The organism is Vibrio sp. B183, assembly GCF_000740665.1.
Taxonomy (GTDB): Bacteria; Pseudomonadota; Gammaproteobacteria; order Enterobacterales; family Vibrionaceae; genus Vibrio; species Vibrio coralliilyticus.
Genome location: NZ_JPQB01000004.1, coordinates 96,915 through 117,256, shown reverse-complemented (window position 1 = coordinate 117,256; position 20,342 = coordinate 96,915). Strand labels below are relative to the sequence as shown.

Below are 20,342 nucleotides of genomic sequence, written 5' to 3'. Positions count from 1 at the left end.
TGAGTTAAAGATTTTTATAATTAATATGCATAAAGTTTTAAATTTGGCGAGCGTGTTGCTCGCCTCTGTTTGTAGCTTGCCGTTATTTGCAGACACAACTGACACCGATTTTTTCACCTATGCCAAAGATAAAGTAACGCTTGCAATAGCTAGCGATCAGGCGTGGGATGGACCTCGTTCTGGCCCTAAAATTGTTCACGACAGAAACATCATTTTCGTTGCTTCAGACCTTCGCAATGGCGGTGTGTATGGCGTTGCGAAAGGCATGTCTGAGGCTATTTCTCACTTGGATTGGCACTTAAGGTTTATTGACGGTCTCGGTTCAGAGGTGCGCCAGGGGGCCGCCATAAGAAAGGCGATTGGTTTTGAACCCGATGCGATTGTGCTAGGTGGCATTGATGCGCACCGACATAAAGATATCCTCAAACTTGCTGAAAGCTTAGGCATCACGGTTATCGGTTGGCATGCCACGGAGCTAGCAGGGGGTAACCCAGATATTGGCTTGTTCATGAACATCACCACTGATCCATTGGCTGTTGCGGAGGTAGCTGCATTACTGGCCATCGTTAACTCCAATGGCTTGGTGAACGCATTGGTGTTTACCGATCCGAACTACAAGATCGCGACGATTAAGTCTGATGCTATGGTTGCGGCAATTGAGCGCTGCGAAACGTGTAAAGTGTTAGAGCTCAAAGCGCTACCGTTGGATAAAATTGCTGAACAAATGCCAGCTGTTCTCGATCAATTGTGGGAAAAACATGGTGATGAAATTACCCACATACTCGCCATCAACGATTTGTACATTGATTACGCGATTCCTTCTTTGGAGTCGATTTTAGAAGAGAACAAGCCTATTCCGCAGAACATCTCTGCTGGGGATGGCAGTAAAGCTGCGTACAAACGTATCGACAGTGATTTCTTTCAGCTTGCCACTGTACCTGAGCCCCTTTATCTACAAGGTTGGCAAATCATTGATGAGCTTAATCGAGCCTTTCATAACATGCCGCCTAGCGGTTACTCCGCCCCTGTACACCTTGTCACGCCTGACAATGTTGCAGAGTTAATCAGTCAAAAAGATACGGGGATTTATGATCCGCAAAACGGCTATCGCGAAGCGTATCTGAGTATATGGAAGCCGCAATGAAATTCAGCCCTATCAACCTAACTCAGCGCTTGATTGTTTCCAACCTGCTTTCTTTGCTGATCGTCAGCTTCGCGGTGTTTATGGTCATTCGTTCGCTCCACTCTGTTGAGTCGACTCTTAAAACGGAGACCACATCGCATGTGTCAGATCTGATCGTGAACTCCGAGATCAGTCGGCGGGTATTTGCTCTGACATCACGGGTTAAGCTGCTTGAGCAGACGTTCTTGTTCAGTGAGACCACCCTGTCGGAAGAAGCTTTTAATGTCGACTTCCAACTTCAGCGACTGCGCGACCTCTCTACTAATCAGGAGTTCTCACTCAAGATTGATGCATTTATCGAAAGCTTTCATCGCTTTCTGGGTAGTTCTTTAGCGTTAAACCGGATACTTAAGCAAACTCATGAGATTGACGACACTTTAGCAGAGCAGTTGGATCAACTGGAACTTGCGATTGCTGACAGCAAGCTTCGCCACATTAATGAGCCTGACTTTATGCGCTATAACAATGAGTTAGACCTAGTGAATATGTTGCGCGAAGCGTTTCTTTCTGCCGGTAAAATGGTCGGTGATATACACAGCCGAATCACCCCTGAAACAGAAAAAGTGCTGTTGATTGAAGTTGAAAAAGAGCTCGATATCTTTCTGCTCCATCTGGAAAACGTCGATATCAAAACCGAAGCGGTTGTGTCACAGAAGAAACGTATCAATCGTACGGTTAAACGCTATAACGCAGCCTTGAGACGTATCCGCGCTAACCTAGAACAGCGTTGGATTGTGATGGCCTCGCTGGTGGATGCACAAACTCAGCTACTGAACATGGTAGAGAACACGGAAGCACGAGTACTAAATCAGGCGCTTGAGTTAACCAAAAAGCTGGAAAAAGAGATAGAAGCATCGCGACTCAATGCCGTAACCATGAGTGTTGCTGCAGTTTTGTTGTCAGTATTGTTGGTGAGTCATGTGGTGCGTCGTCATATTCGAAAACCACTTGATGATTTGAAGGACGGTTTTGATCGCCTTGAGTCTGACTCAATTAAAAAACCGATCGACTTAGGGCGCCAAGACGAGTGGGGGCACATAGAAAGTGCCTACAACAACATGGCTTCTCGTTTGTCAGATGCTTATTTAGAGCTGCATGATGAGAAAAAGAATTTCGACTTTCTCGCGCACCATGATCCGCTGACTGGTTTGGCTAACCGCTTATTGGCAACGAAACAGCTTGAACGTGAAATCGCACAGAGCAAACAAAGTGGCGCTCCTTTCGTTCTACTCTACCTCGATACTGACGAGTTCAAAACCATCAATGATTCTTTGGGTCATGCTTCTGGGGACAACTTACTAGTAAACATTTCTGAAATTCTGACGAAGATTATTGGAGACTCAGGGTTTGTCGCACGTATGGGCGGTGATGAGTTTATGATTGTTATCTCTGATGCCAATCTCAAAGATGGTGAAGCCCTGGCGGAGCGAATCAACAAAGCGCTGCGCAAGCCGTATTACATTGAAGACAACCTGATTTTTGTCTCTACCAGTATCGGTGTATGTGAGTTCCCACTCCATGGTAAGGATGGTGAAACCTTAGTGCGTAATGCGGATACGGCTATGTACCACGCGAAGCGATGTGGCCGAGATCAGTACAAAGTATACGCGGATAAGATGACCCATGAAGTGACGGACTTGGTTGAGACCAATATAGGCCTTCGTCAAGCGATTGCTAATGAAGAGCTAGTGGTGTATTTCCAACCCAAGGTCGATTTAGACTCAAACACCATTGTGGGAGCCGAGGCATTGGTGCGCTGGAATCATCCTAAATTGGGGATGCTGCCACCGGCTGAATTCCTTGAAGTGGCCGAGAAAACGGATTTAATTACTGAGATCGATAAATGGGTATTCAGAAAAGTCGCGAATCTGATCACCCAGTGGCAGCGAGCGGGTATCGATCTGCAAGGTGTGCTGTTCTCTATCAACTTTTCTGCGCGTATGTTCTATCGAACTGATTTAGCTGAACAGTTGCAACAGATATTGGATGACACCGACTGCCAACCGCATCAGCTGCTACTGGAAATCACAGAACGCGACATGATGCGTGATTTTGAAACCTGCGTTAGAACTATTGCGACCTTGCGTGAGAAAGGCTACAAGATTGCGATTGATGACTTTGGAACAGGCTATTCTTCACTATCGGTACTCAAAAATCTGTCAGCAGATTGCATCAAGCTTGATCGGAGTTTTATCGAAGATGTGAATTCCTCAAAAGTTGACTACGAAATTACCCGAGCGGTGCTTAAGTTGGCACAAATTCTTGAGTTTTCAGTGATTGCCGAAGGGGTAGAAACCGAGTCTCATGTAGAGACCCTACGTCAGATTGGCTGCCGATGCGCACAGGGGTATTACTTTGCTAAACCTCTGCCAGTCGAAGGGTGGATTAACTATCTTCATTCAATTGAACAGTCAGCCATTGCTTCTGACACCTTTAGTTAATGAAAAAGGGCCACATTGACGTGGCCCTTTTCAATAGGTGTAATCTGCTCAGCTAGATTTACATTGTGCTGGTGACGGCTTGTTTTGTCTCAGTGCCAGTATAGCCTGTGGCAGAAGCGACATCACAATCATGCCAATCATCAAGCTGTACTGGAATGGGCTAAAGGATTCACCCAGCAGCACTAGTCCCGTTAAGATGCCAGCAATTGGGTTGGCAATACCACCAAAGGTAAAGTCTACCACTGTCATGCGTTGCAGCAGCCACACGTACATACCGTATCCCAGTGCCGTGTTAAGACCTACCACCCACAATAAACCTAAGCCATTTCGTAGAGAGAAATTCCCCAGTGCGTTGCTGTATTGCGCTGGGTCCACGATAGCCTGAAATCCTGCCGCAACAGACAAAATTGCACCACCGAGAATCAGTTGCCATGTCAGTACTGTCCACCAGTGCATGCGATTGCCCAATGACTTGGTCAGAGAGCTACCCGCAACAATACACATGATGGCAGCCAGCATAGCGCCCAAACCAATTGGGTCGAGGCTGATGGAGCCTGGAGAGAATAACATCCACGCCAGACCAACCAACGCAGCACCACAGACAGCCTGAATAGAGTTTGGACGGTTTTTGTTGACCACCCAGTTGTACACCATGGCAAAAACCGGTACAGACACCATACCGACACCTGAAATTGCCGAAGGCAGTGTTAATGCCATAACAAAAATCAGACCGAAGAAGGTCGCAATGTTAATCAGTCCAAGACTGAAGAGAATCTGCCAGTCTCCTTTTTTTGGCAGAGACGGCTTAATCATCAGTAACAATAGTCCGGCAGGCAATGCTCGAATGGCGCCAAGTAGTAGTGGAGGCCAGTCGGTCAAACTATACTGTGTCACTGCGTATGTTGTTCCCCAGAAGAAGGCGGGGATCATAGCCAGTAATATATTCATAATCTTTTATCTTTACGTTAAGATATTTTTGCGTGAATGTACGCCTAAAAGTTCTGTTTGTAAAGTATCTTTATGTTAAGATACTTCGAAACGTCATTTTCTTAGTGGAGAAATCTGTTCATGGACGCTATAGATAGAGTGGTCGATCAATGGGCAAAGGAAAAGCCCGAATTAGATACTGAACCCATGGCCATCATGGGCAGGCTGCTCAGAATCGCCAAATATATGGAAACGGAAGTCACGCAATTACATAAGCGCTATGACTTAAAGCTGGGTGAATTCGATGTACTGGCGACCTTGCGCCGCAGTGGTTCACCATTCCGTTTAACCCCTTCTGAATTAATTGATTCTATGATGCTGACATCTGGTGCGATGACCAATCGTCTGGATAAATTAGAGTCTAAAAGCCTGATTGTGCGTGAGCACAGTAAAGAAGACCGACGCAGTGTCACTGTGCAGCTTACGGATGAAGGTTTCACCTTGATTGATAAAATCATTGAAGAGCATGCGGAAGTGCAGCAAAAACTGGTAAAAGGCATGAACTCGAACCAGAAGCACCAGATTAATCAGATCCTCAAAGGTTGGCAGACTCAGTTCGAATAACCTCAAATTATGACCTGATGGGTGCTACAGTTGGCGCCCATCGGATCAATCTTTCCTCACTTTACTTATCTTGTTGGCTGTCAGAGTTTTCTTTATCCGCCTGACGGTATTCTTTGCTTTTATCATAAAGATCGAGCGGCTTTAACGTGCTATAGAAGGCGGCGACGTTCTGCATGTCCTGATCGGACAAAGATTTCACCACCGACTGCATATACAGATCCTGACGTTTATCTGTTTTGAAATCGCGTAGCTGCTTAAGGATATAATTCGCCTTTTGCCCCTTTATGTTCGGGTATGACTGGACGAAAGGGATGATTTTGTCGCCATGGCACTGACTACAGAGGTTGGTCACCAAGCTCTCTCCCGCCGCGATATCGATGATAGCCTCAGATGGCTGTTCAGCATCGGATGGATTCTCGACCGACAGTGCGTCTGATGGTTGTGTTGGATCTGCTGGCTCCTCTGAACAAGCAGACAGTATTGCGATACAGAGCGCAGATACACCTGTCAGGCAAAGCGCGTGAAACATTGAGCGTGTCATTGTGTTTCTCCACGCATTGGTGGCATCAAAGCACTTTCAATCGGCTTACGGCGATACTTGTTCATATCGATACCCTGATCCTGATAGTAGGTACTAAGGTAGTTGAGTACCGGATCCCAAGTGTCTGACAGATCCCACAGCCCTTGTGTGTCCACCATCCACTGAATCGTTTCTCGCCACTGCTCCTTATCACCGCTGTTCTGAGCCACAATAAGACTCGTGTGGCAGGCGTTACATTGACCATTCACCAACTCCCACCCCGGTGCCATGAGCAGCCCAGAAGCTTTATCGACACCGTATTTCTGCTCCGGTGTCAGCTTGGCTTCGTCTTCCGCTTGCACACTGAGTGGAGATAACGCCAGCAGTGAGGCGATAAACATCGCACGAGATTTGCCTGTAGCCCTTTTCATCACGACACCCTGATGGCAATGCGATGACAACCGTTGAACAGATAACCTTTAGGGTTCCATTGCGGTTGGACGACAGGCTGGCTGTCGCCTTCGCTGTCCGTTGCTTTAGCCCAGATCTCATAGTAGCCCGCCATTGGCAGTTCCAAATCGGCCTGCCATTGTTGCCATGCGCCTTTGTTGACGGGTTTCTCCAGTTTAGCGTCATGCCATGTCGTGCCATAGTCGTAGCTCACCTGAAGCTTCTCCACGCTCCTCATACCTGCCCAAGCATGGCCGCTGACAGTGACGGTTTTACCCAGAGCAAACTCAGTGCCGCTTTTAGGTGAGGTGATCAGTGATTTGACGATCATCTCTTCGATAATACGAAAGTCTTTGTTATCGACCTTCTCTCCGGGAGCAATCGGGTATTTTGGCACCTGATACGCTGGGGCAGCCATTTTGTGGCCATCGTGGATTTGGTTGCGAACGCTGATCCCAGTGGCGCACTTTTGTGAGACGGAAGCTGGTCTGCCCGCAAAGACGACGCGTAGCGGGTAACCATGCAGGTAAGGAATCGGCTCGCCGTTCATGGCCCACGCGATCAGTGCGTTGTCGTTCATCGCGGCTTTGATAGGCACGCCACGCGAGATGGCTTCGCCTTTGCCGCTCAAGTGTCTGTCAAAGCCATGGTTGCCTGTGTAGACCGCATCATCTTTGATGCCACAGTCTTTGAGCACATCACTAAGCAGTACGCCTGTCCATTCTGCGCAGTACACGCCAGCGTTGTTCCACTGGTTACCCTTAGTGCTTGGATAGAAGTTATTGCGGCTGTTACCGCCGCACTCCAATACCAGACTTTGGGTGTGATGTTTGAACTTAGATTTGAGCTCAGCAATAGTGTACGTCTTGCTTTGCTTGACCGACTCCCCTTTCACTTCAAATGTCCAGGTCTCTGGGTCGATTTGAGAAAAGTCCGGCATTTGGCCATTCCAGCGCACAAAAGGCACTCCTGCTGGTGTGACAGGAGGCGCGAGCATGCTTTCTGGCGGATAAGCATTAAGCGGATTCGTGTTGAGTACCGTGTAGTAATCCGGCAGATCTTCCGCTTTGGCCCACGTTAGTGCGCTGATATCCAAAGCTGCAACGTTTTTCGGTCGATTAGCAGCAAACACCCAAGATACAGGTAACGCAGATACGGCGGTGGCGGAAAGGGCCGCCTTGAGAAATTGTCTTCTATCTAAACTCATGGGGTTACTCTTGATGGTTCAGGGTGTAAAAGTAATCGGCCAGCTTTTCGATATCCTCTTCAGACAGCAACTGGGCGACTTTGGTCATGGTGGCATCCTGACGCTGGCCGTTTTTGAAGTCGGAGAGCTGTTTGGTCAGGTAAAATTTGTTCTGCCATTTCAGGTTAGGGATAGAAGGAAACGCAGTATTGTTGTCACTGCCGTGGCAAGCGATACACATGTTTGCGAGTTTTTGGTAACCGTCGGCGGCCCCAAAGACAGGCAGCGAACAAAAGATCAGGGCAAGAATGGACTTTCGCAAAACGTCTCCTTAGCTTTAGGCTGATAAAGCAGGCTGGCTGATTAAAAATCACGCGCATTAGAACGAGTTTTTACGATCAATAAAATTCAAATAAATTTAACCTAGGTTAACTAATATTTAACCCAGTAACGAAATCAATACCTGGTAACTCATTGATAGATAATGAGTATTTTAATCGTTCAAAGATAAACTTTGTTGATGGTGGTAAGTATCTGAAATGCATTTGGAAACTGAAATCAGCGTGTTTCGATCATGGGTAAGAGCTGCCGAAAGTGTGAATAGAGCCCCTACTAAAATAGGGGCTTAATTTTCTAGCTAGGGAGTATTTCCAAGGTCAACATTGATGGATGACTGTGGCTACAGTGAATGGTGTTTTTGGCCACTTGTTTGGTATATGCCTCACCTTCGGGTTCACCGCTGTTGGGGTTGACGTCAAACTTAGGGAAATTGCTGCTGGCAATGTCCAATCGCAGTTTGTGTCCTTGCGCGAAGCAATTCTGAGTGGCAAACGCTTCAACCTCAATTTCGTAAATCACGCCACGGCGAAGTTGCTCTGGCTGCTGCCAGCTTTTGTGGTAGCGACAGCGAAAGATGCCATCGGAGATGTTCATCGCGAAGCCTTGCGGGTAGTCTTCGCTTGGCGGATAAACATCCACCAGTTTGATGGTGAAATCCGTATCCGGCGCGTCGGATTCAATAAACAGTTTCGCCGATACTTTTCCTGATACAACCAAATCTTCAGCGAGTGGTTCGGTTTCAAACACCAGCACATCCGAACGTGCGGCAAGGGGGAGATGGTTGCCTTTGGTGCCGTAAAAGCGAGCATCTTCACGTTGATCGTACGCACCACCTTCAAACACTGGCTTACCCGAGGTTAACGCACCGCCAACAGTGGGGACTGGGTTACTCGGATCGGCCAGATAGCTGATGTGATCGTCTGTGACCGGTGCTTGCTGAGTCAGTTGGCCCTGTCGGTGCAGATACCAGTTCTGAGCTTCGGTGTTTTTTATCGGCCAGCGATCACTGCTTAACCAATGGCCTCCGTGTTGAAGCCTGCCCAGTTCGCTTTTTTCACCTGAACCGCCGCCCATTTGGAACACCTGCACGTTGGCAAACGTATGACGGTCATCATTGAGCAGCCAGCGCTGGAACCACTTCACACGAAAATCCAGCCAGTTGCTGTCAATGTTGTCGTCAAATGAGGCGCCCTGACCGAAATCTACGTCACCGCTATGCGTGGTATTTCGGTCTCCATGAAGCCAAGGCCCCATGATCAATGCTGTTTGAGAGCTATTCTTTTCACTCAACACCGTGTAGTTTTCCAGCGTACTTTTAACGTATACGTCGTACCAGCTCGACATCAACAACACCGGAATATCAGCAATGTTCTGATAGCTATCAAGCGCGTAGATGCCGGACTTTTTCCAGAAATCACTGAAACTGCCCTGTTTCCACTGCTCAAGTAGATACGCTTCATATTCAGGCACATGGCGCAGTGGCGACTGGCCCGCTTTCCACGGCAAGTACTTAAACCATTCGCGAATGTCTTCCTGCTCCAGAGCTTTTTTTACCACAGGATCTTGCTCGGCCTTGGGGCTCACCAGTGCCTGGCGATAGGCCCATGTCGCCTGCTTGAGCTCAAACGCTCCACCCTGGCGAATACCGCACTGATAGGCATTGGAGAATCCCCCTGAATCCATCACCATACTCGCCAGCCCCGGAGGATTGAGACACGCAAGTGCCAGCTGAGTGTGGGCGGCGTATGACAGCCCCATGGTACCTATTTTTCCATTACACCAAGACTGCTCAACTAGCCATGCACACGTATCGTAGCCATCTTCCGCTTCGTTGATGTACTTGGTAAAGGTGCCGCTGGACTGATAACGGCCGCGACAGTCCTGAAAAACACACACAAAACCTTTATCAACGAATGCCTGCGCCATTTCTTCACGGGAGACCTTATGCCCTTGCAACGTGACTTCAGAACGAGAAGGCGCCGTTTTGTCGTAAGGCGTTCGCTCCATTACCACGGGCCATGGGCCTTCACCGTTGGTTGGAAAGTAAATATCGGTCGCGAGTGTTTCTCCGTCTCGCGTACGGATTTTGACATCAGTTACTGCTTTCATGAGATGTCCTTAGGCGTAAACGTGTAGGCTGATGGATAGGAATACCAGGGTACACGCAATGGTAATGAGGAAGAATGGGAAGATGTATCTCGCCCATTGTCCCCATCCAACTTGTGCCGTCGCAAGGAAGATCAGGAGTCCGCTGGAAGTCGGTGTAATGATGTTTGTCGCCCCGTTACCCATCAGGAAGGCCAGTACCGTGGTGTGTGGGTCGACACCGGAAAGCTGCCCGAGTGGACCAAGGATTGGCATAGTGACGGCGGCTTGCCCAGAGGTGGATGGAATCGCCACGTCGATGACCAACTGAGAGAAGAACATGCCATAGGCAGCCAGCGTTGGTTGTCCTTCACCGATGACTCCGGCTAAGTGGTAGATGATGGTATCAAGCACTTTACCTTGCGCAAGGACAATGGCGACAGAGGTGGCGAGCCCGATCAATACGCCTGCGATGAGAACCTTTTTCATACCGCTGATGAAAGCGTTGATGGTGTCATTGGCTGACAAGCCACCGATGACAGCGAAAATCACACCAAGCGAGATGTAATACGCAGATAACTCGTTGTATTTCCACTTCCACGTTTGCGAAGCATAGACCAGAAAGGCGATGCCCAGTCCAAGAACCGTCAGTACAAGCGTATGGCGAACTGGCAGAGGTTTGTTGTCCCATTGCGCGATGATTTCCGTTGTGCGCGCTTCTTTGCGAATACTATGCAGTACGTACGCCACACCGATGATCATTAGTACCACGTAAACGAAAATACGCATCCCCATACCGCTGAATATCGGCACATCAACCAGTGGCTGAGCGACGGATAGGGCATAAGGGTTAGTGATCGATGCTAAGTAACCGACTTTAACCGGAATGGTGACAATCGCCAGACCGATAATTTTTGACAGCCCCAGTCTTGTTGCCATGGCGACGACCATAGGTATCACGAGCAAGAACTCCTTTGCCATGCCCATGAAGGTACTGCCCATGGAAAATACCACCATTAGGATGGGTACCAATAAGTAGACGTTACCCCGAGTGGCAGAAAGAGTACGCTCAAGGCCAGTTTCAATGGCGCCCACTTTGTCGAGTACGCCAAACATGCCGCCGATAAACAGCACCATGAAAATCATGCCAGCTTGTTTGGTGATGGCTTGAGGAATACTGACTAACGCATCAAGCAAACTGACGGCTTGAGCTTTGCCTTCTTGAGGGTAAATACCAATCAGGTTGAGTGGGGAGACGTCTTTTTCCAGCACTTGGTAGGTGCCGGGAATGATCAGTTTGCCGTTACGCTCAAACTGTCCGGAATCGAAAAAATAGGTCATCAGTACTGCTACCACAACGACAGACAGCAGGATGATTACAGGGTTTAAGTTACCTTTCTTCTTGGGTTGTTCAGTAACATTTTGTTGAGCTGGTGATATAGCTTCACTCACTTTAAATCTCCATTTCGTCACATTCTATCCTACAACATTTCTGCAACATATTTTTTTGTGTTAGGGTTTTCAATTCAATGACAAATGGTCATAGATGTATGACTAAAGTGACTTGTTTAAATGGAACCAGATGAATATAACGGCGAAACAACTTCGGGCGCTTAAAGCCATCAGCCAAGCTGGGACAACCAGTCTGGCGGCAGAGCAGTTGAACTTATCTCAATCTGGTGTGAGTCGAATGTTGGCTCAGCTGGAAAAGGAGCTTGATCTGGATCTCTTTGAACGGGACAGAGGACGATTGAAAATTAAACCCGAATCGCTCAATTTGTTATCAAACGCACTGCACGTTTTAGAGGGTATGGAGCAGCTCCAGACTCAGGCGTCGGAAATCAAAAGGGGACGCAAAGCGAAGCAAGTATTCAAGATTGCGATGCCTTATACCTTTGCCAAGTCACTGGCCCCTAAACTTATTAAGCAGCTGGTGGCGTTATTTCCTGACGTGTCGGTTGAATTGTTTTCGAGCCATTATCAGTCGATTGAAGAAAGTGTCTATTCCGGTCAGGCAGATGTCGGGTTTACCCGCATCAGCAATCATTCCAAGTTTCGCTCCACGGCACTGGATTCAGGGATTGCGATGTGTGTGTTTCCCGAGGGCCATGAGTTCGAAGCATTCCATTCGGTCAACGCTGACAACTTGCGCGATCAGAAACTGGTCATGATCGGGCGTAAGAGCAGTACTCGTCATGATGTGATGAACTGGTTTACTCGCAGCAATTTGTTTCCGGAAATCGTTGTTGAAGCGCACTCTGTCGATGTCGCCTGTTCACTGGTCGCGGAAGGGATTGGCGTGTCGATTGCCAACAGCACCATGCTCAAAGGGATGGATAATCACAAGATTCGAGCACTGCCGATCTTGGACTTGCCTCGCTATCAGTACGGCGTGATCCAGCGGCCTGATGACATTGCCAATGAGCGCAAACAGCCAGTCATTGATGCGTTTTCGGATTTACTTCAGGAAATGTTGACAGAACTGCCTGTGTTGGGCCATTAACGGTAATAAAAAAGCGGCCGGAGCCGCTTTTGATGAAGGGTTATGCCGCGTTCTCATCACAGAACAAGTCAGCGTGAGTGATACCACGCAGGGCGCAGCTTTCGTCGAGGTCGGAGATATCTCCACTGACACCGACCGCGCCGAGGATGTTCTGCTCAGCATCACGGATCAGTAAGCCACCGGGAACGGGGACCATATTACCGTGTGCCAAAACGTTTACAGCGGAGATAAACGCGGGGCGGTTGTCTGCGTCTTGAGCGAGCTTTCTGGAGGAGCAGCCGAGCGCGAGAGCACCCCAGGCTTTTGCGATTGCGATGTCTGGCCGCATCATGCTACTGCCATCTTGTCGTTGCAACGTAATCAGCTTTCCTCCGCTGTCGAGTACAGCGACCGTCAGAGGGGCGCTTTGGCTCTTTTGTCCAGCCTGAAAAGTACCGTCAATGACGGCTAGTGCTTGTTCTAGAGTTAAACTTCCCATGTTATCTCCTGATTTTTTTGTTTACGCGGCTCCTTGCAGAAGCTCGTAACTAGGTAAGGTCAGGAAGGTGGCGAACTCTTCTGCGGTAGACAACTTATAGAAAAGGTCAGCAGTTTGTTCAAAGCGGCCTGCCGCATAGCGAGCCTCACCCACTTCCTGTTTGATAGTGTCGAGTTCCTGATACAACCACGTGTGGAATAATTCTTTGTTGAAGGTTTGGCCATCATCCAGCTTCACGCCGTGATGAATCCATTGCCAGATGTTCGCGCGTGAGATTTCTGCCGTCGCCGCGTCTTCCATCAGACCATAGATAGGCACACAACCTGAGCCCTGAATCCATGCCTCAATGTAGTAAAGAGCGATGCGAATGTTCTTGCGCACGCCAGCTTCGTCACGCGAGCCTTCACACGGTTTAAGCAGCAGCTCTGCGCCAATTTCGTGCGTAGGGCTGACAAAATCGAGCTGATTGACTTTGCCTTCAAGGTTTTTATCAAACACAGACATCGCCAAGTCGACTAAAGCAGGGTGAGCGACCCAAGTGCCATCGTGACCATTGCGTGATTCACGTTCTTTATCTTCAATCACTTTAGCGGTGACGCGTTCCATCTCCTGCGGGTCTTTGGCAGGAATAAAGGCCGACATTCCGCCCATTGCCAACGCACCACGCTGGTGGCAGGTTCTGACTAGTAACTGGCTGTAAGCATTGAGGAACTCTTTATCCATACCAACCACATGACGATCTGGTAGGATGCGATCTGGATGGTTTTTCAACGTTTTTATGTAGCTGAAAATGTAATCCCAGCGGCCGCAGTTCATCGCCACGATATGATCGCGCATGGCATAGAGCATCTCTTCCATTTGGAATACTGCTGGCAGTGTTTCAATCAGTACGGTTGCGCGGATGGTGCCACGTGCCACGCCGAAGTGATCTTCAGTGAAAGCAAATACGTCATCCCACCATTTTGCTTCTTCCATGCTTTCTAGCTTAGGAATGTAGTAGTAAACGCCCAGACCTTGTTGCGCTCGGGTCTGGTAGTTGTGATAGAAATACAAAGCGAAGTCCATTAAACAGCCCGGAATCGCTTGTTGATTGAATTGGATTGATTGCTCTGGCAGGTGCAGGCCGCGTGGACGAGCGATCAGTAGGGCAGGGTTGGCATTCAGCTCATATTGCTTATTTTTTTTGTCGTCAAAGTAGCTGATGGTGCCTGCGTTGGCGTCTCTGAGGTTGATTTGCCCTTCGACCATGTTTTCCCATGTCGGTGAAGAAGCATCTTCAAAGCAGCACATAAAGACTTTCGCGCCAGAGTTCAGCGCGTTGATAACCATTTTTCTATCTACCGGACCGGTAATTTCTACTCGGCGATCCAATAGCTCTGGCGGTGGTGTTGCCACTTTCCATGATTTGTCATCACGAATCGCCTGAGTGTCAGCTCTGAAATCTGGCAATGCACCCGCATCGTATTGCTTTTGCTGTTCCTCGCGTGCTTGCAGCAAAGCGTCACGACGGGCGCCAAATCGGTTTACCAATACTGTCAGAAAAGAAAGGGCTTCATCTGACAGAATCTCCTTATAGCTTGGGTTGTCTGTATGACCGACAACCTCCAGACAGGCAGTTTCTTCTCTTTCGGCTAGATCGTTCAAATTCATTGTTCGTCTCCTTTAAACAATATTGATCGATTTTGTGTACAAAAATTATTTACACGAATACTTATATGGGAAAATTTGTAAACAATCAAAGGGTATTTAACATTTATTTTTCATTTACTCGTCTGGGAAATTATTTTTACGTAAAGATATTTTATGTAAAGCAATGATTTCTTTGTGTTATGGGGTTAGCAACCACTTAGGGTAAATGTTCTATGTTGAAAAAATGTTGCAAATGGGGGTTGCTATATTTAGAAATTGATTCATAGTACACAAAGTATCTTTGGATTGTATACAATTGAAATGGAGGTTCGCATGGCAAAGATGAAGGCAATCGAAGCAGCGGTAGAAGTATTGAAAAAGGAAGGCGTAGACATTGCCTTCGGCGTTCCAGGCGCTGCCATCAACCCTATGTACGCGGCAATGAAAAAGCTTGGTGGTATTGATCATGTGTTAGCACGACATGTGGAAGGTGCATCACACATGGCGGAGGGTTACACCCGTACTAATCAAGACAACATTGGTGTCTGTATCGGTACATCTGGCCCTGCAGGGACAGACATGATCACTGGCCTGTATTCAGCATCGGCGGATTCCATTCCAATCTTATGTATTACGGGTCAGGCGCCAAGAGCCCGTTTGCACAAAGAAGATTTTCAGGCGGTGGATATTGAATCCATTGCGAAACCAGTCACCAAATGGGCGACGACGGTTCTAGAGCCCGCTCAGGTGCCGCGTGCTTTCCAGCAGGCATTCCACCTAATGCGTTCTGGTCGTCCGGGCCCGGTTCTAATCGACCTTCCACTTGATGTTCAGTTAACGGAAATTGAATTCGACATCGACACCTATGAGCCGCTAGAAGCGTATCAACCAAAAGCGACACGTGCGCAGGTTGAGAAAGCGATGGCGATGATGTGTGAGTCTGAAAACCCAGTCATCGTTTCAGGTGGCGGCGTAATCAACGCTGGTGCGGAAGAGCTACTACAACAGTTCGCTGAAATTACTGGCGTGCCTGTTATCCCAACCTTGATGGGCTGGGGTTCCATTGCGGATGATCACGAACTGATGGCCGGTATGGTGGGCTTGCAGACTGCGCACCGCTATGGCAACGCAACTATGCTGGAATCGGATTTCGTGTTCGGTATTGGTAACCGTTGGGCCAACCGCCACACTGGTTCACTGGATGTCTACACCAAGGGCCGCAAGTTTGTTCACGTCGATATTGAACCAACTCAAATTGGCCGCGTGTTCTGTCCGGATCTTGGAATTGTTTCTGACGCCAAAGCAGCGCTGGAATTGCTGGTTGAAGTCGCTCGTGAGTGGCGTGATGCTGGCAAACTACCTAATCGTGGCGCATGGGTGGCAGAGTGTCAGCAGCGTAAATCGAGCATGCTGCGTAAGACGCACTACACTGATGCGCCAATCAAACCAATGCGTGTTTATGAAGAGATGAACAAAGCCTTTGGCCGCGATACTTGTTACGTCAGCACTATCGGTTTGTCTCAGATTGCAGCGGCGCAGTTCCTTCACGTTTATAAACCACGCCACTGGATCAACTGTGGTCAAGCAGGTCCGCTTGGCTGGACAACACCAGCAGCTCTAGGCGTACGTGCCGCGGATCCAAACCGCGACATCGTGGCAATCTCGGGAGACTATGACTTCCAGTTCATGATTGAAGAGTTGGCAGTAGGCGCTCAGTTCAACCTGCCATACATCCACGTATTGGTGAACAACTCCTATCTAGGTTTGATTCGTCAGGCACAGCGCCAGTTCGATATCGACTACTGTGTTCAGTTGGCGTTTGAAAACCAAAATGCGCCAGAGCTTGATGGCTACGGTGTTGATCACGTGACTGTGGTTGAAGGTTTAGGTTGTAAAGCGATTCGTGTAACTGACTCAGAACAGATGCAGGCCGCGTTTGCACAAGCGAAAGAGCTGATGAACAAACACAAAGTACCTGTTGTGGTGGAAGTGATTCTTGAGCGCGTGACCAATATTTCTATGGGTGTAGAGATCGATGCCATCAACGAGTTTGAATCTCTGGCAGACAGCATCGATGACGCACCAACCGCGCTAGCCAATCAATAATCTGTTTATCGCAAAATACTGAAGCAGCCCGAAAGGGCTGCAAGAAAAAGGACATCACTATGGCAAAGTTTGCTGCAAATTTATCCATGTTATTTACCGAGGTTGATTTCCTTGAGCGCTTTGACGCTGCTGCTCAGGCTGGATTCAGCGGTGTGGAATATCTCTTCCCTTACGCATTTGATGCTGAGCAAATCAAACAGAAGCTGGAGCAAAACAACCTGACACAGGTGCTGTTCAACCTTCCGGCGGGTGATTGGGATGCTGGCGACCGCGGCATTGCGTGTGACCCGTCACGCATCGAAGAGTTTCAGTCAGGCGTTGCGTTAGCCATTCAGTACGCCAAGGTGCTGGGCAATACGCAGGTCAACTGTCTGGCGGGGATTACCCCTGCTGGTGTCAGCCAACAGGATGCGCATGCAGCCTTTGTCATTAACCTCAGATACGCCGCTCAAGCATTGCAGGAAGCGGGGCTAAGGCTGGTAATTGAAGCGATTAACACTCGTGATATTCCGGGCTTTTTCCTCAACACTACTGAGCAGGCCAAAGCAGTGATTAAAGAAGTGGGCAGTGACAATCTGTTCATTCAGTACGACATCTACCACATGCAGATCATGGAAGGGGATTTAGCGCCAACCATGAGTGCCAACATCGGCCAGATCGCCCACGTACAGCTGGCAGACAACCCAGGTCGTCATGAACCGGGCACTGGTGAGATTAACTACCCATTTGTCCTCAAACATCTGGATGAATTGGGTTACCAAGGTTGGGTGGGCTGTGAATACAAGCCAAAAACCACCACAACTGAAGGCTTAGATTGGCTAAACCTATACCGCTAAGTGCGGTTAACGTTACGGAGAACATATTATGAAAATTGCATTTATCGGTACAGGTATCATGGGTAAGCCAATGGCGATCAACCTGCAAAAAGCGGGTCACGACATTGTGTTGACTGATCACTTCAACCCGCCACCGGTTGAACTTGTTGAAGCTGGTGCGTTGGTTTGTCATTCACCAGCAGAAGCGACTCGTCTGGCGGACGCGATTATCCTGATGGTGCCAAACACACCGCAGGTGGAAGACGTACTGTTCGGCGAGAACGGTGTTGAAGCTGGCCTAAGCGAAAGTGGTGCAGCAGGCAAACTGGTTATCGACATGAGCTCGATTTCCCCAATCGCCACCAAAGCGATTGCGGCACGTGTCAACGAAAGTGGCGCGCAATATCTTGATGCACCAGTATCTGGTGGTGAAGTGGGTGCTATTAATGCCTCACTGAGCATCATGGTTGGTGGTGAGCAATCAGCATTTGATAAAGCGCGTCCACTGTTTGAGGTAATGGGTAAAAACATCACGCTAGTCGGTGAAAATGGTGCAGGTCAGACGTGTAAAGTCGCTAACCAAATCATTGTTGCTCTGAACATCGAAGCTGTATCTGAAGCTTTAGTGTTTGCGTCAAAAGCGGGCGCCGATCCAGCGCGTGTACGTCAGGCACTGCTTGGCGGATTTGCCAACTCGAAGATTCTTGAAGTACACGGCGAGCGCATGGTGGAAGGCACATTCGACCCAGGCTTTAAGATTACATTGCACCAGAAAGATCTAGACCTTGCGCTGTCTGGCGCAAAAGAGCTGGATGTAGCACTGCCAAATACGGCAAATGCTCAGGAGCTGTTTGAAGATTGTGCAGCAATGGGCGGCCAGAACTGGGACCACTCTGCGCTGATTAAAGCGATTGAGAAACGCTCAGGCCACTCAATCAGGGACTAATTCCTGTCGGGACGATGTGGATTCCTCTCCCGCATCGTTCCATGGGGTAGCGGTCCTGCTGATTCTCTCATGGCTTGAATCCGTAGTCGCTGCTCCTAAATGATTCATTACTAAATCGCGTAGTTTTTCGTCTCCTTTTATACGCGTTCCCGTCGTAAGACAGCAGGTTGGAGTTACACCTTCCTCGGGCTCCATATTGCAGGCTCCTGGTGTGCTTACTTCGGGATTTTTTATCCCCACCACTTTGTCTCTCTTAACATATTGTTTAGTATGTCGTTACACCAGATGTATAGGGAATAACAATGTCTCGTATCAGGCAGAAAAATCAGGGATTGATTATCGATGTCGCGAGTGAACAGTTTGCCACCCATGGCTACGCAGCGACAAAGATGGCGGATATTGCAAAAGCCGCAGATATCCCTAAACCTAATGTGTTCTACTACTTCAGCAGTAAAGACAAGCTCTACTATGCTGTGCTCCAGACGGTGACTCAGCCGTTGCTGGAAGCCTCTCGCCCAATTGAAGAACTCGACGATCCAGTCGAAGCTTTAACTCAATACATTGAAGCTAAGCTGCGTATTTCACGCGACCACCCACATGCGTCTAAAGTGTTCGCTAATGAAGTGATGTCAGGAGCTAAGGTGCTGCCAGAAGATATCGGGCAAGAGCTGTTTAAGCAGTCACAGATGATTTTGGATAAGTTCGCGACCTGGAGTGAAGAAGGGTTGATGGATAAAGTCCCTGCACACCACTTGATGTTCACCATCTGGGCAGCGACGCAGACATACGCAGATTTCAGCTGGCAGATCTGTAACGTTATGCAGAAAGACACGCTGGATAATGGCGATTACCAACAAGCCGCTGAATTTATCACCCAGCTAGTGATTAAAGGCTGTGGAGTGAAGGGTAAAGCGTAAGTAACCACCCACTTATGCGAATTAGCGACTGAAGTTAGTTGGTTTTATCTGATCAAAAAAAGGGCGTAACCAATTAATGGTTACGCCCTTATTGTTACCTTGGAGATTAGCACCAATTTAGCACTGAACAATCGCAATTATCACAAGAAATATTCTAACGGCGCGATCTCTTGGAAAACCATATTGTACAAGCGACCATTTCTTTTGGGCTTCATACGCAATGCTTTTATGGCTGGCAGCGCATTTAATTCATCAGGAGTTAGTTCACGCATTTCATGTCTATACTCTGGTTTTACATTAAGCCCAAAATACGTCTCATAAACATGCAATAGTATGCCATAACCTTCTCTATCTTCTGCTTGCATACTCCATGCTTCTTCTAAAACCTCTACGAGTTCTATAGATGCAGGGCTTTGCTTCCACTTTCTAGCATGCTCATATTTTTTGATCACTTTGTGAGTGTGAAGAATGAGAGGAGGGATTTTTAGCCGTCCGGCGAGATAAAAATTTCCGCTGGTGTTAAGAATGTGCTCCAAATATTTAGGAGTGACGCCTCTAGGATCTGAGCCGAAACAAGTTTTGCCATACAAGGCCACTGATGCACTCTCATATGCCGCTACAGCGAGCTGTGAACAAAACATGTTAGGGATAACATTGCTACTTCCATATACGAAGCTGATGATGTCTTCGATAAATTGATTGGTCGTCGACTTAAAGGCTCTTTCTTTAAACAAAGATTTTTTGGCGCCTTCCATATCATAATTTCCGTCAAGCATAGCTAGATTGCTAGGTCTTGTACCCACATCCATTCTGCACAATGCCTTAGTGACCGTCACAGCACCAGCGGCTAAGTCTTTGTTTTTGCATTTAAATACAATTGCGGCATTGTTTGGTATGTCATCAGTGTCGTGAATTTCTCCCGCAGCTTCTGCTAACAAGTCTTTTGACAAACCAATGGCTGCATGTTCAGAAGTTGATGAGCCTCTAAGCTTTATCCCAAACTTTTCATCCGCTGACTTCTTATGGAGGAGCTTTTGTCCCCATGTAATTCCGAGTTCGATTTGACCAAATGCCCACCCAGGAAATACTTTAAATATCAGTATATCTCCAGGTTCTACTTCAACTTCATCCAGCTTGTTGTATTGTTTTAGACTTGCAATAGCATCATTTTTATACATTGGTTTATCTCCCCA

The 20,342-nt window shown here is 48.1% G+C and carries 18 protein-coding genes; 8 read left to right on the top strand and 10 right to left on the bottom strand.

The window, feature by feature from the left end:
• Positions 1 to 25: 25 nt before the first annotated feature.
• Entirely contained in the window at positions 26 to 1,144 is a 1,119-nt protein-coding gene (locus IX95_RS03560; RefSeq protein ID WP_038156902.1) for a substrate-binding domain-containing protein, read from the top strand.
• The gene (locus IX95_RS03555) at positions 1,141 to 3,624 is read left to right on the top strand and encodes a putative bifunctional diguanylate cyclase/phosphodiesterase (protein WP_038156900.1); all 2,484 of its coding nucleotides are present in this window, start codon (positions 1,141 to 1,143) and stop codon (positions 3,622 to 3,624) included. Before IX95_RS03560 ends, IX95_RS03555 begins: the two co-directional genes overlap by 4 nt.
• A 48-nt stretch (positions 3,625 to 3,672) precedes the next feature.
• Here IX95_RS03555 and IX95_RS03550 read toward each other — a convergent pair whose 3' ends face one another.
• Positions 3,673 to 4,572, bottom strand: coding sequence for a DMT family transporter (locus tag IX95_RS03550; RefSeq protein WP_038156899.1), 900 nt, complete (start codon positions 4,570 to 4,572; stop codon positions 3,673 to 3,675).
• Between the two features lie 120 nt (positions 4,573 to 4,692).
• Between IX95_RS03550 and IX95_RS03545 the strand changes: the two genes are divergently transcribed.
• Positions 4,693 to 5,175 carry a MarR family winged helix-turn-helix transcriptional regulator gene (locus IX95_RS03545; RefSeq protein WP_006959854.1) on the top strand — a complete coding sequence of 161 codons (483 nt, stop codon included), beginning with the start codon at positions 4,693 to 4,695 and terminating at the stop codon, positions 5,173 to 5,175.
• Positions 5,176 to 5,236: 61 nt separating this feature from the next.
• On the opposite strand, the gene IX95_RS03540 is transcribed toward IX95_RS03545, so the two are convergent.
• The 6 genes from IX95_RS03540 to IX95_RS03515 all read right to left on the bottom strand — a co-directional run bounded on the left by IX95_RS03540 (position 5,237) and on the right by IX95_RS03515 (position 11,207).
• On the bottom strand, positions 5,237 to 5,716 hold the full coding sequence (locus IX95_RS03540) for a c-type cytochrome (protein WP_038156897.1): 480 nt from the start codon (positions 5,714 to 5,716) through the stop codon (positions 5,237 to 5,239).
• A complete protein-coding gene (locus IX95_RS03535) occupies positions 5,713 to 6,126 on the bottom strand; it encodes a hypothetical protein (protein ID WP_038156895.1) in 414 nt (137 codons plus the stop codon). Before IX95_RS03535 ends, IX95_RS03540 begins: the two co-directional genes overlap by 4 nt.
• Positions 6,126 to 7,352: a molybdopterin-dependent oxidoreductase gene (locus IX95_RS03530; RefSeq protein WP_038156893.1), complete on the bottom strand. Its 1,227-nt coding sequence runs from the start codon at positions 7,350 to 7,352 to the stop codon at positions 6,126 to 6,128. Before IX95_RS03530 ends, IX95_RS03535 begins: the two co-directional genes overlap by 1 nt.
• Positions 7,353 to 7,356: 4 nt before the next feature.
• Positions 7,357 to 7,653 carry a c-type cytochrome gene (locus IX95_RS03525; RefSeq protein WP_038156891.1) on the bottom strand — a complete coding sequence of 99 codons (297 nt, stop codon included), beginning with the start codon at positions 7,651 to 7,653 and terminating at the stop codon, positions 7,357 to 7,359.
• 311 nt (positions 7,654 to 7,964) lie between these two features.
• The gene (locus tag IX95_RS03520) at positions 7,965 to 9,779 is read right to left on the bottom strand and encodes a CocE/NonD family hydrolase (RefSeq protein WP_038156889.1); all 1,815 of its coding nucleotides are present in this window, start codon (positions 9,777 to 9,779) and stop codon (positions 7,965 to 7,967) included.
• A 9-nt stretch (positions 9,780 to 9,788) separates the two neighbouring features.
• Positions 9,789 to 11,207 carry a YfcC family protein gene (locus tag IX95_RS03515; protein WP_038156888.1) on the bottom strand — a complete coding sequence of 473 codons (1,419 nt, stop codon included), beginning with the start codon at positions 11,205 to 11,207 and terminating at the stop codon, positions 9,789 to 9,791.
• A 130-nt stretch (positions 11,208 to 11,337) separates the two neighbouring features.
• Between IX95_RS03515 and IX95_RS03510 the strand changes: the two genes are divergently transcribed.
• The gene (locus tag IX95_RS03510; RefSeq protein WP_038156886.1) at positions 11,338 to 12,258 is read left to right on the top strand and encodes a LysR family transcriptional regulator; all 921 of its coding nucleotides are present in this window, start codon (positions 11,338 to 11,340) and stop codon (positions 12,256 to 12,258) included.
• Between the two features lie 40 nt (positions 12,259 to 12,298).
• On the opposite strand, the gene IX95_RS03505 is transcribed toward IX95_RS03510, so the two are convergent.
• Both IX95_RS03505 and aceB read right to left on the bottom strand, forming a co-directional pair.
• Positions 12,299 to 12,736, bottom strand: coding sequence for a GlcG/HbpS family heme-binding protein (locus IX95_RS03505; protein WP_006959844.1), 438 nt, complete (start codon positions 12,734 to 12,736; stop codon positions 12,299 to 12,301).
• Positions 12,737 to 12,757: 21 nt separating this feature from the next.
• Positions 12,758 to 14,386, bottom strand: coding sequence for a malate synthase A (gene aceB / locus IX95_RS03500; protein ID WP_038156884.1), 1,629 nt, complete (start codon positions 14,384 to 14,386; stop codon positions 12,758 to 12,760).
• A gap of 312 nt (positions 14,387 to 14,698) precedes the next feature.
• On the opposite strand from aceB, the gene gcl reads away from it, so the two are divergent.
• The 4 genes from gcl (at position 14,699) to IX95_RS03475 (ending at position 19,149) form a co-directional block, all read left to right on the top strand.
• Complete coding sequence (gene gcl, locus IX95_RS03495; RefSeq protein WP_038156883.1) at positions 14,699 to 16,471, top strand: glyoxylate carboligase; 1,773 nt, start codon at positions 14,699 to 14,701, stop codon at positions 16,469 to 16,471.
• 59 nt (positions 16,472 to 16,530) lie between these two features.
• Entirely contained in the window at positions 16,531 to 17,307 is a 777-nt protein-coding gene (gene hyi / locus IX95_RS03490) for a hydroxypyruvate isomerase (RefSeq protein ID WP_006959839.1), read from the top strand.
• A gap of 25 nt (positions 17,308 to 17,332) precedes the next feature.
• A complete protein-coding gene (locus IX95_RS03485; RefSeq protein ID WP_029236280.1) occupies positions 17,333 to 18,232 on the top strand; it encodes a 2-hydroxy-3-oxopropionate reductase in 900 nt (299 codons plus the stop codon).
• A 302-nt stretch (positions 18,233 to 18,534) separates the two neighbouring features.
• Entirely contained in the window at positions 18,535 to 19,149 is a 615-nt protein-coding gene (locus tag IX95_RS03475; RefSeq protein WP_038156877.1) for a TetR/AcrR family transcriptional regulator, read from the top strand.
• A 140-nt stretch (positions 19,150 to 19,289) separates the two neighbouring features.
• Here the strand turns inward: IX95_RS03475 and IX95_RS03470 are convergent, their stop codons facing one another.
• Complete coding sequence (locus IX95_RS03470; RefSeq protein WP_019277439.1) at positions 19,290 to 20,327, bottom strand: hypothetical protein; 1,038 nt, start codon at positions 20,325 to 20,327, stop codon at positions 19,290 to 19,292.
• Positions 20,328 to 20,342 lie beyond the last annotated feature (15 nt).

What these genes read in the sequence shown, in the direction of transcription:
- IX95_RS03560 (WP_038156902.1), top strand. Translation starts at nt 26, where the DNA reads ATGCATAAAGTTTTAAATTTGGCGAGCGTGTTGCTCGCCTCTGTTTGT.
- IX95_RS03550 (WP_038156899.1), bottom strand. Translation starts at nt 4,572, where the DNA reads ATGAATATATTACTGGCTATGATCCCCGCCTTCTTCTGGGGAACAACA.
- IX95_RS03535 (WP_038156895.1), bottom strand. Translation starts at nt 6,126, where the DNA reads ATGAAAAGGGCTACAGGCAAATCTCGTGCGATGTTTATCGCCTCACTG.
- hyi (WP_006959839.1), top strand. Translation starts at nt 16,531, where the DNA reads ATGGCAAAGTTTGCTGCAAATTTATCCATGTTATTTACCGAGGTTGAT.
- IX95_RS03475 (WP_038156877.1), top strand. Translation starts at nt 18,535, where the DNA reads ATGTCTCGTATCAGGCAGAAAAATCAGGGATTGATTATCGATGTCGCG.
- IX95_RS03520 (WP_038156889.1), bottom strand. Translation starts at nt 9,779, where the DNA reads ATGAAAGCAGTAACTGATGTCAAAATCCGTACGCGAGACGGAGAAACA.
- aceB (WP_038156884.1), bottom strand. Translation starts at nt 14,386, where the DNA reads ATGAATTTGAACGATCTAGCCGAAAGAGAAGAAACTGCCTGTCTGGAG.
- IX95_RS03505 (WP_006959844.1), bottom strand. Translation starts at nt 12,736, where the DNA reads ATGGGAAGTTTAACTCTAGAACAAGCACTAGCCGTCATTGACGGTACT.
- IX95_RS03530 (WP_038156893.1), bottom strand. Translation starts at nt 7,352, where the DNA reads ATGAGTTTAGATAGAAGACAATTTCTCAAGGCGGCCCTTTCCGCCACC.
- IX95_RS03510 (WP_038156886.1), top strand. Translation starts at nt 11,338, where the DNA reads ATGAATATAACGGCGAAACAACTTCGGGCGCTTAAAGCCATCAGCCAA.
- IX95_RS03540 (WP_038156897.1), bottom strand. Translation starts at nt 5,716, where the DNA reads ATGACACGCTCAATGTTTCACGCGCTTTGCCTGACAGGTGTATCTGCG.
- gcl (WP_038156883.1), top strand. Translation starts at nt 14,699, where the DNA reads ATGGCAAAGATGAAGGCAATCGAAGCAGCGGTAGAAGTATTGAAAAAG.
- IX95_RS03470 (WP_019277439.1), bottom strand. Translation starts at nt 20,327, where the DNA reads ATGTATAAAAATGATGCTATTGCAAGTCTAAAACAATACAACAAGCTG.
- IX95_RS03545 (WP_006959854.1), top strand. Translation starts at nt 4,693, where the DNA reads ATGGACGCTATAGATAGAGTGGTCGATCAATGGGCAAAGGAAAAGCCC.
- IX95_RS03555 (WP_038156900.1), top strand. Translation starts at nt 1,141, where the DNA reads ATGAAATTCAGCCCTATCAACCTAACTCAGCGCTTGATTGTTTCCAAC.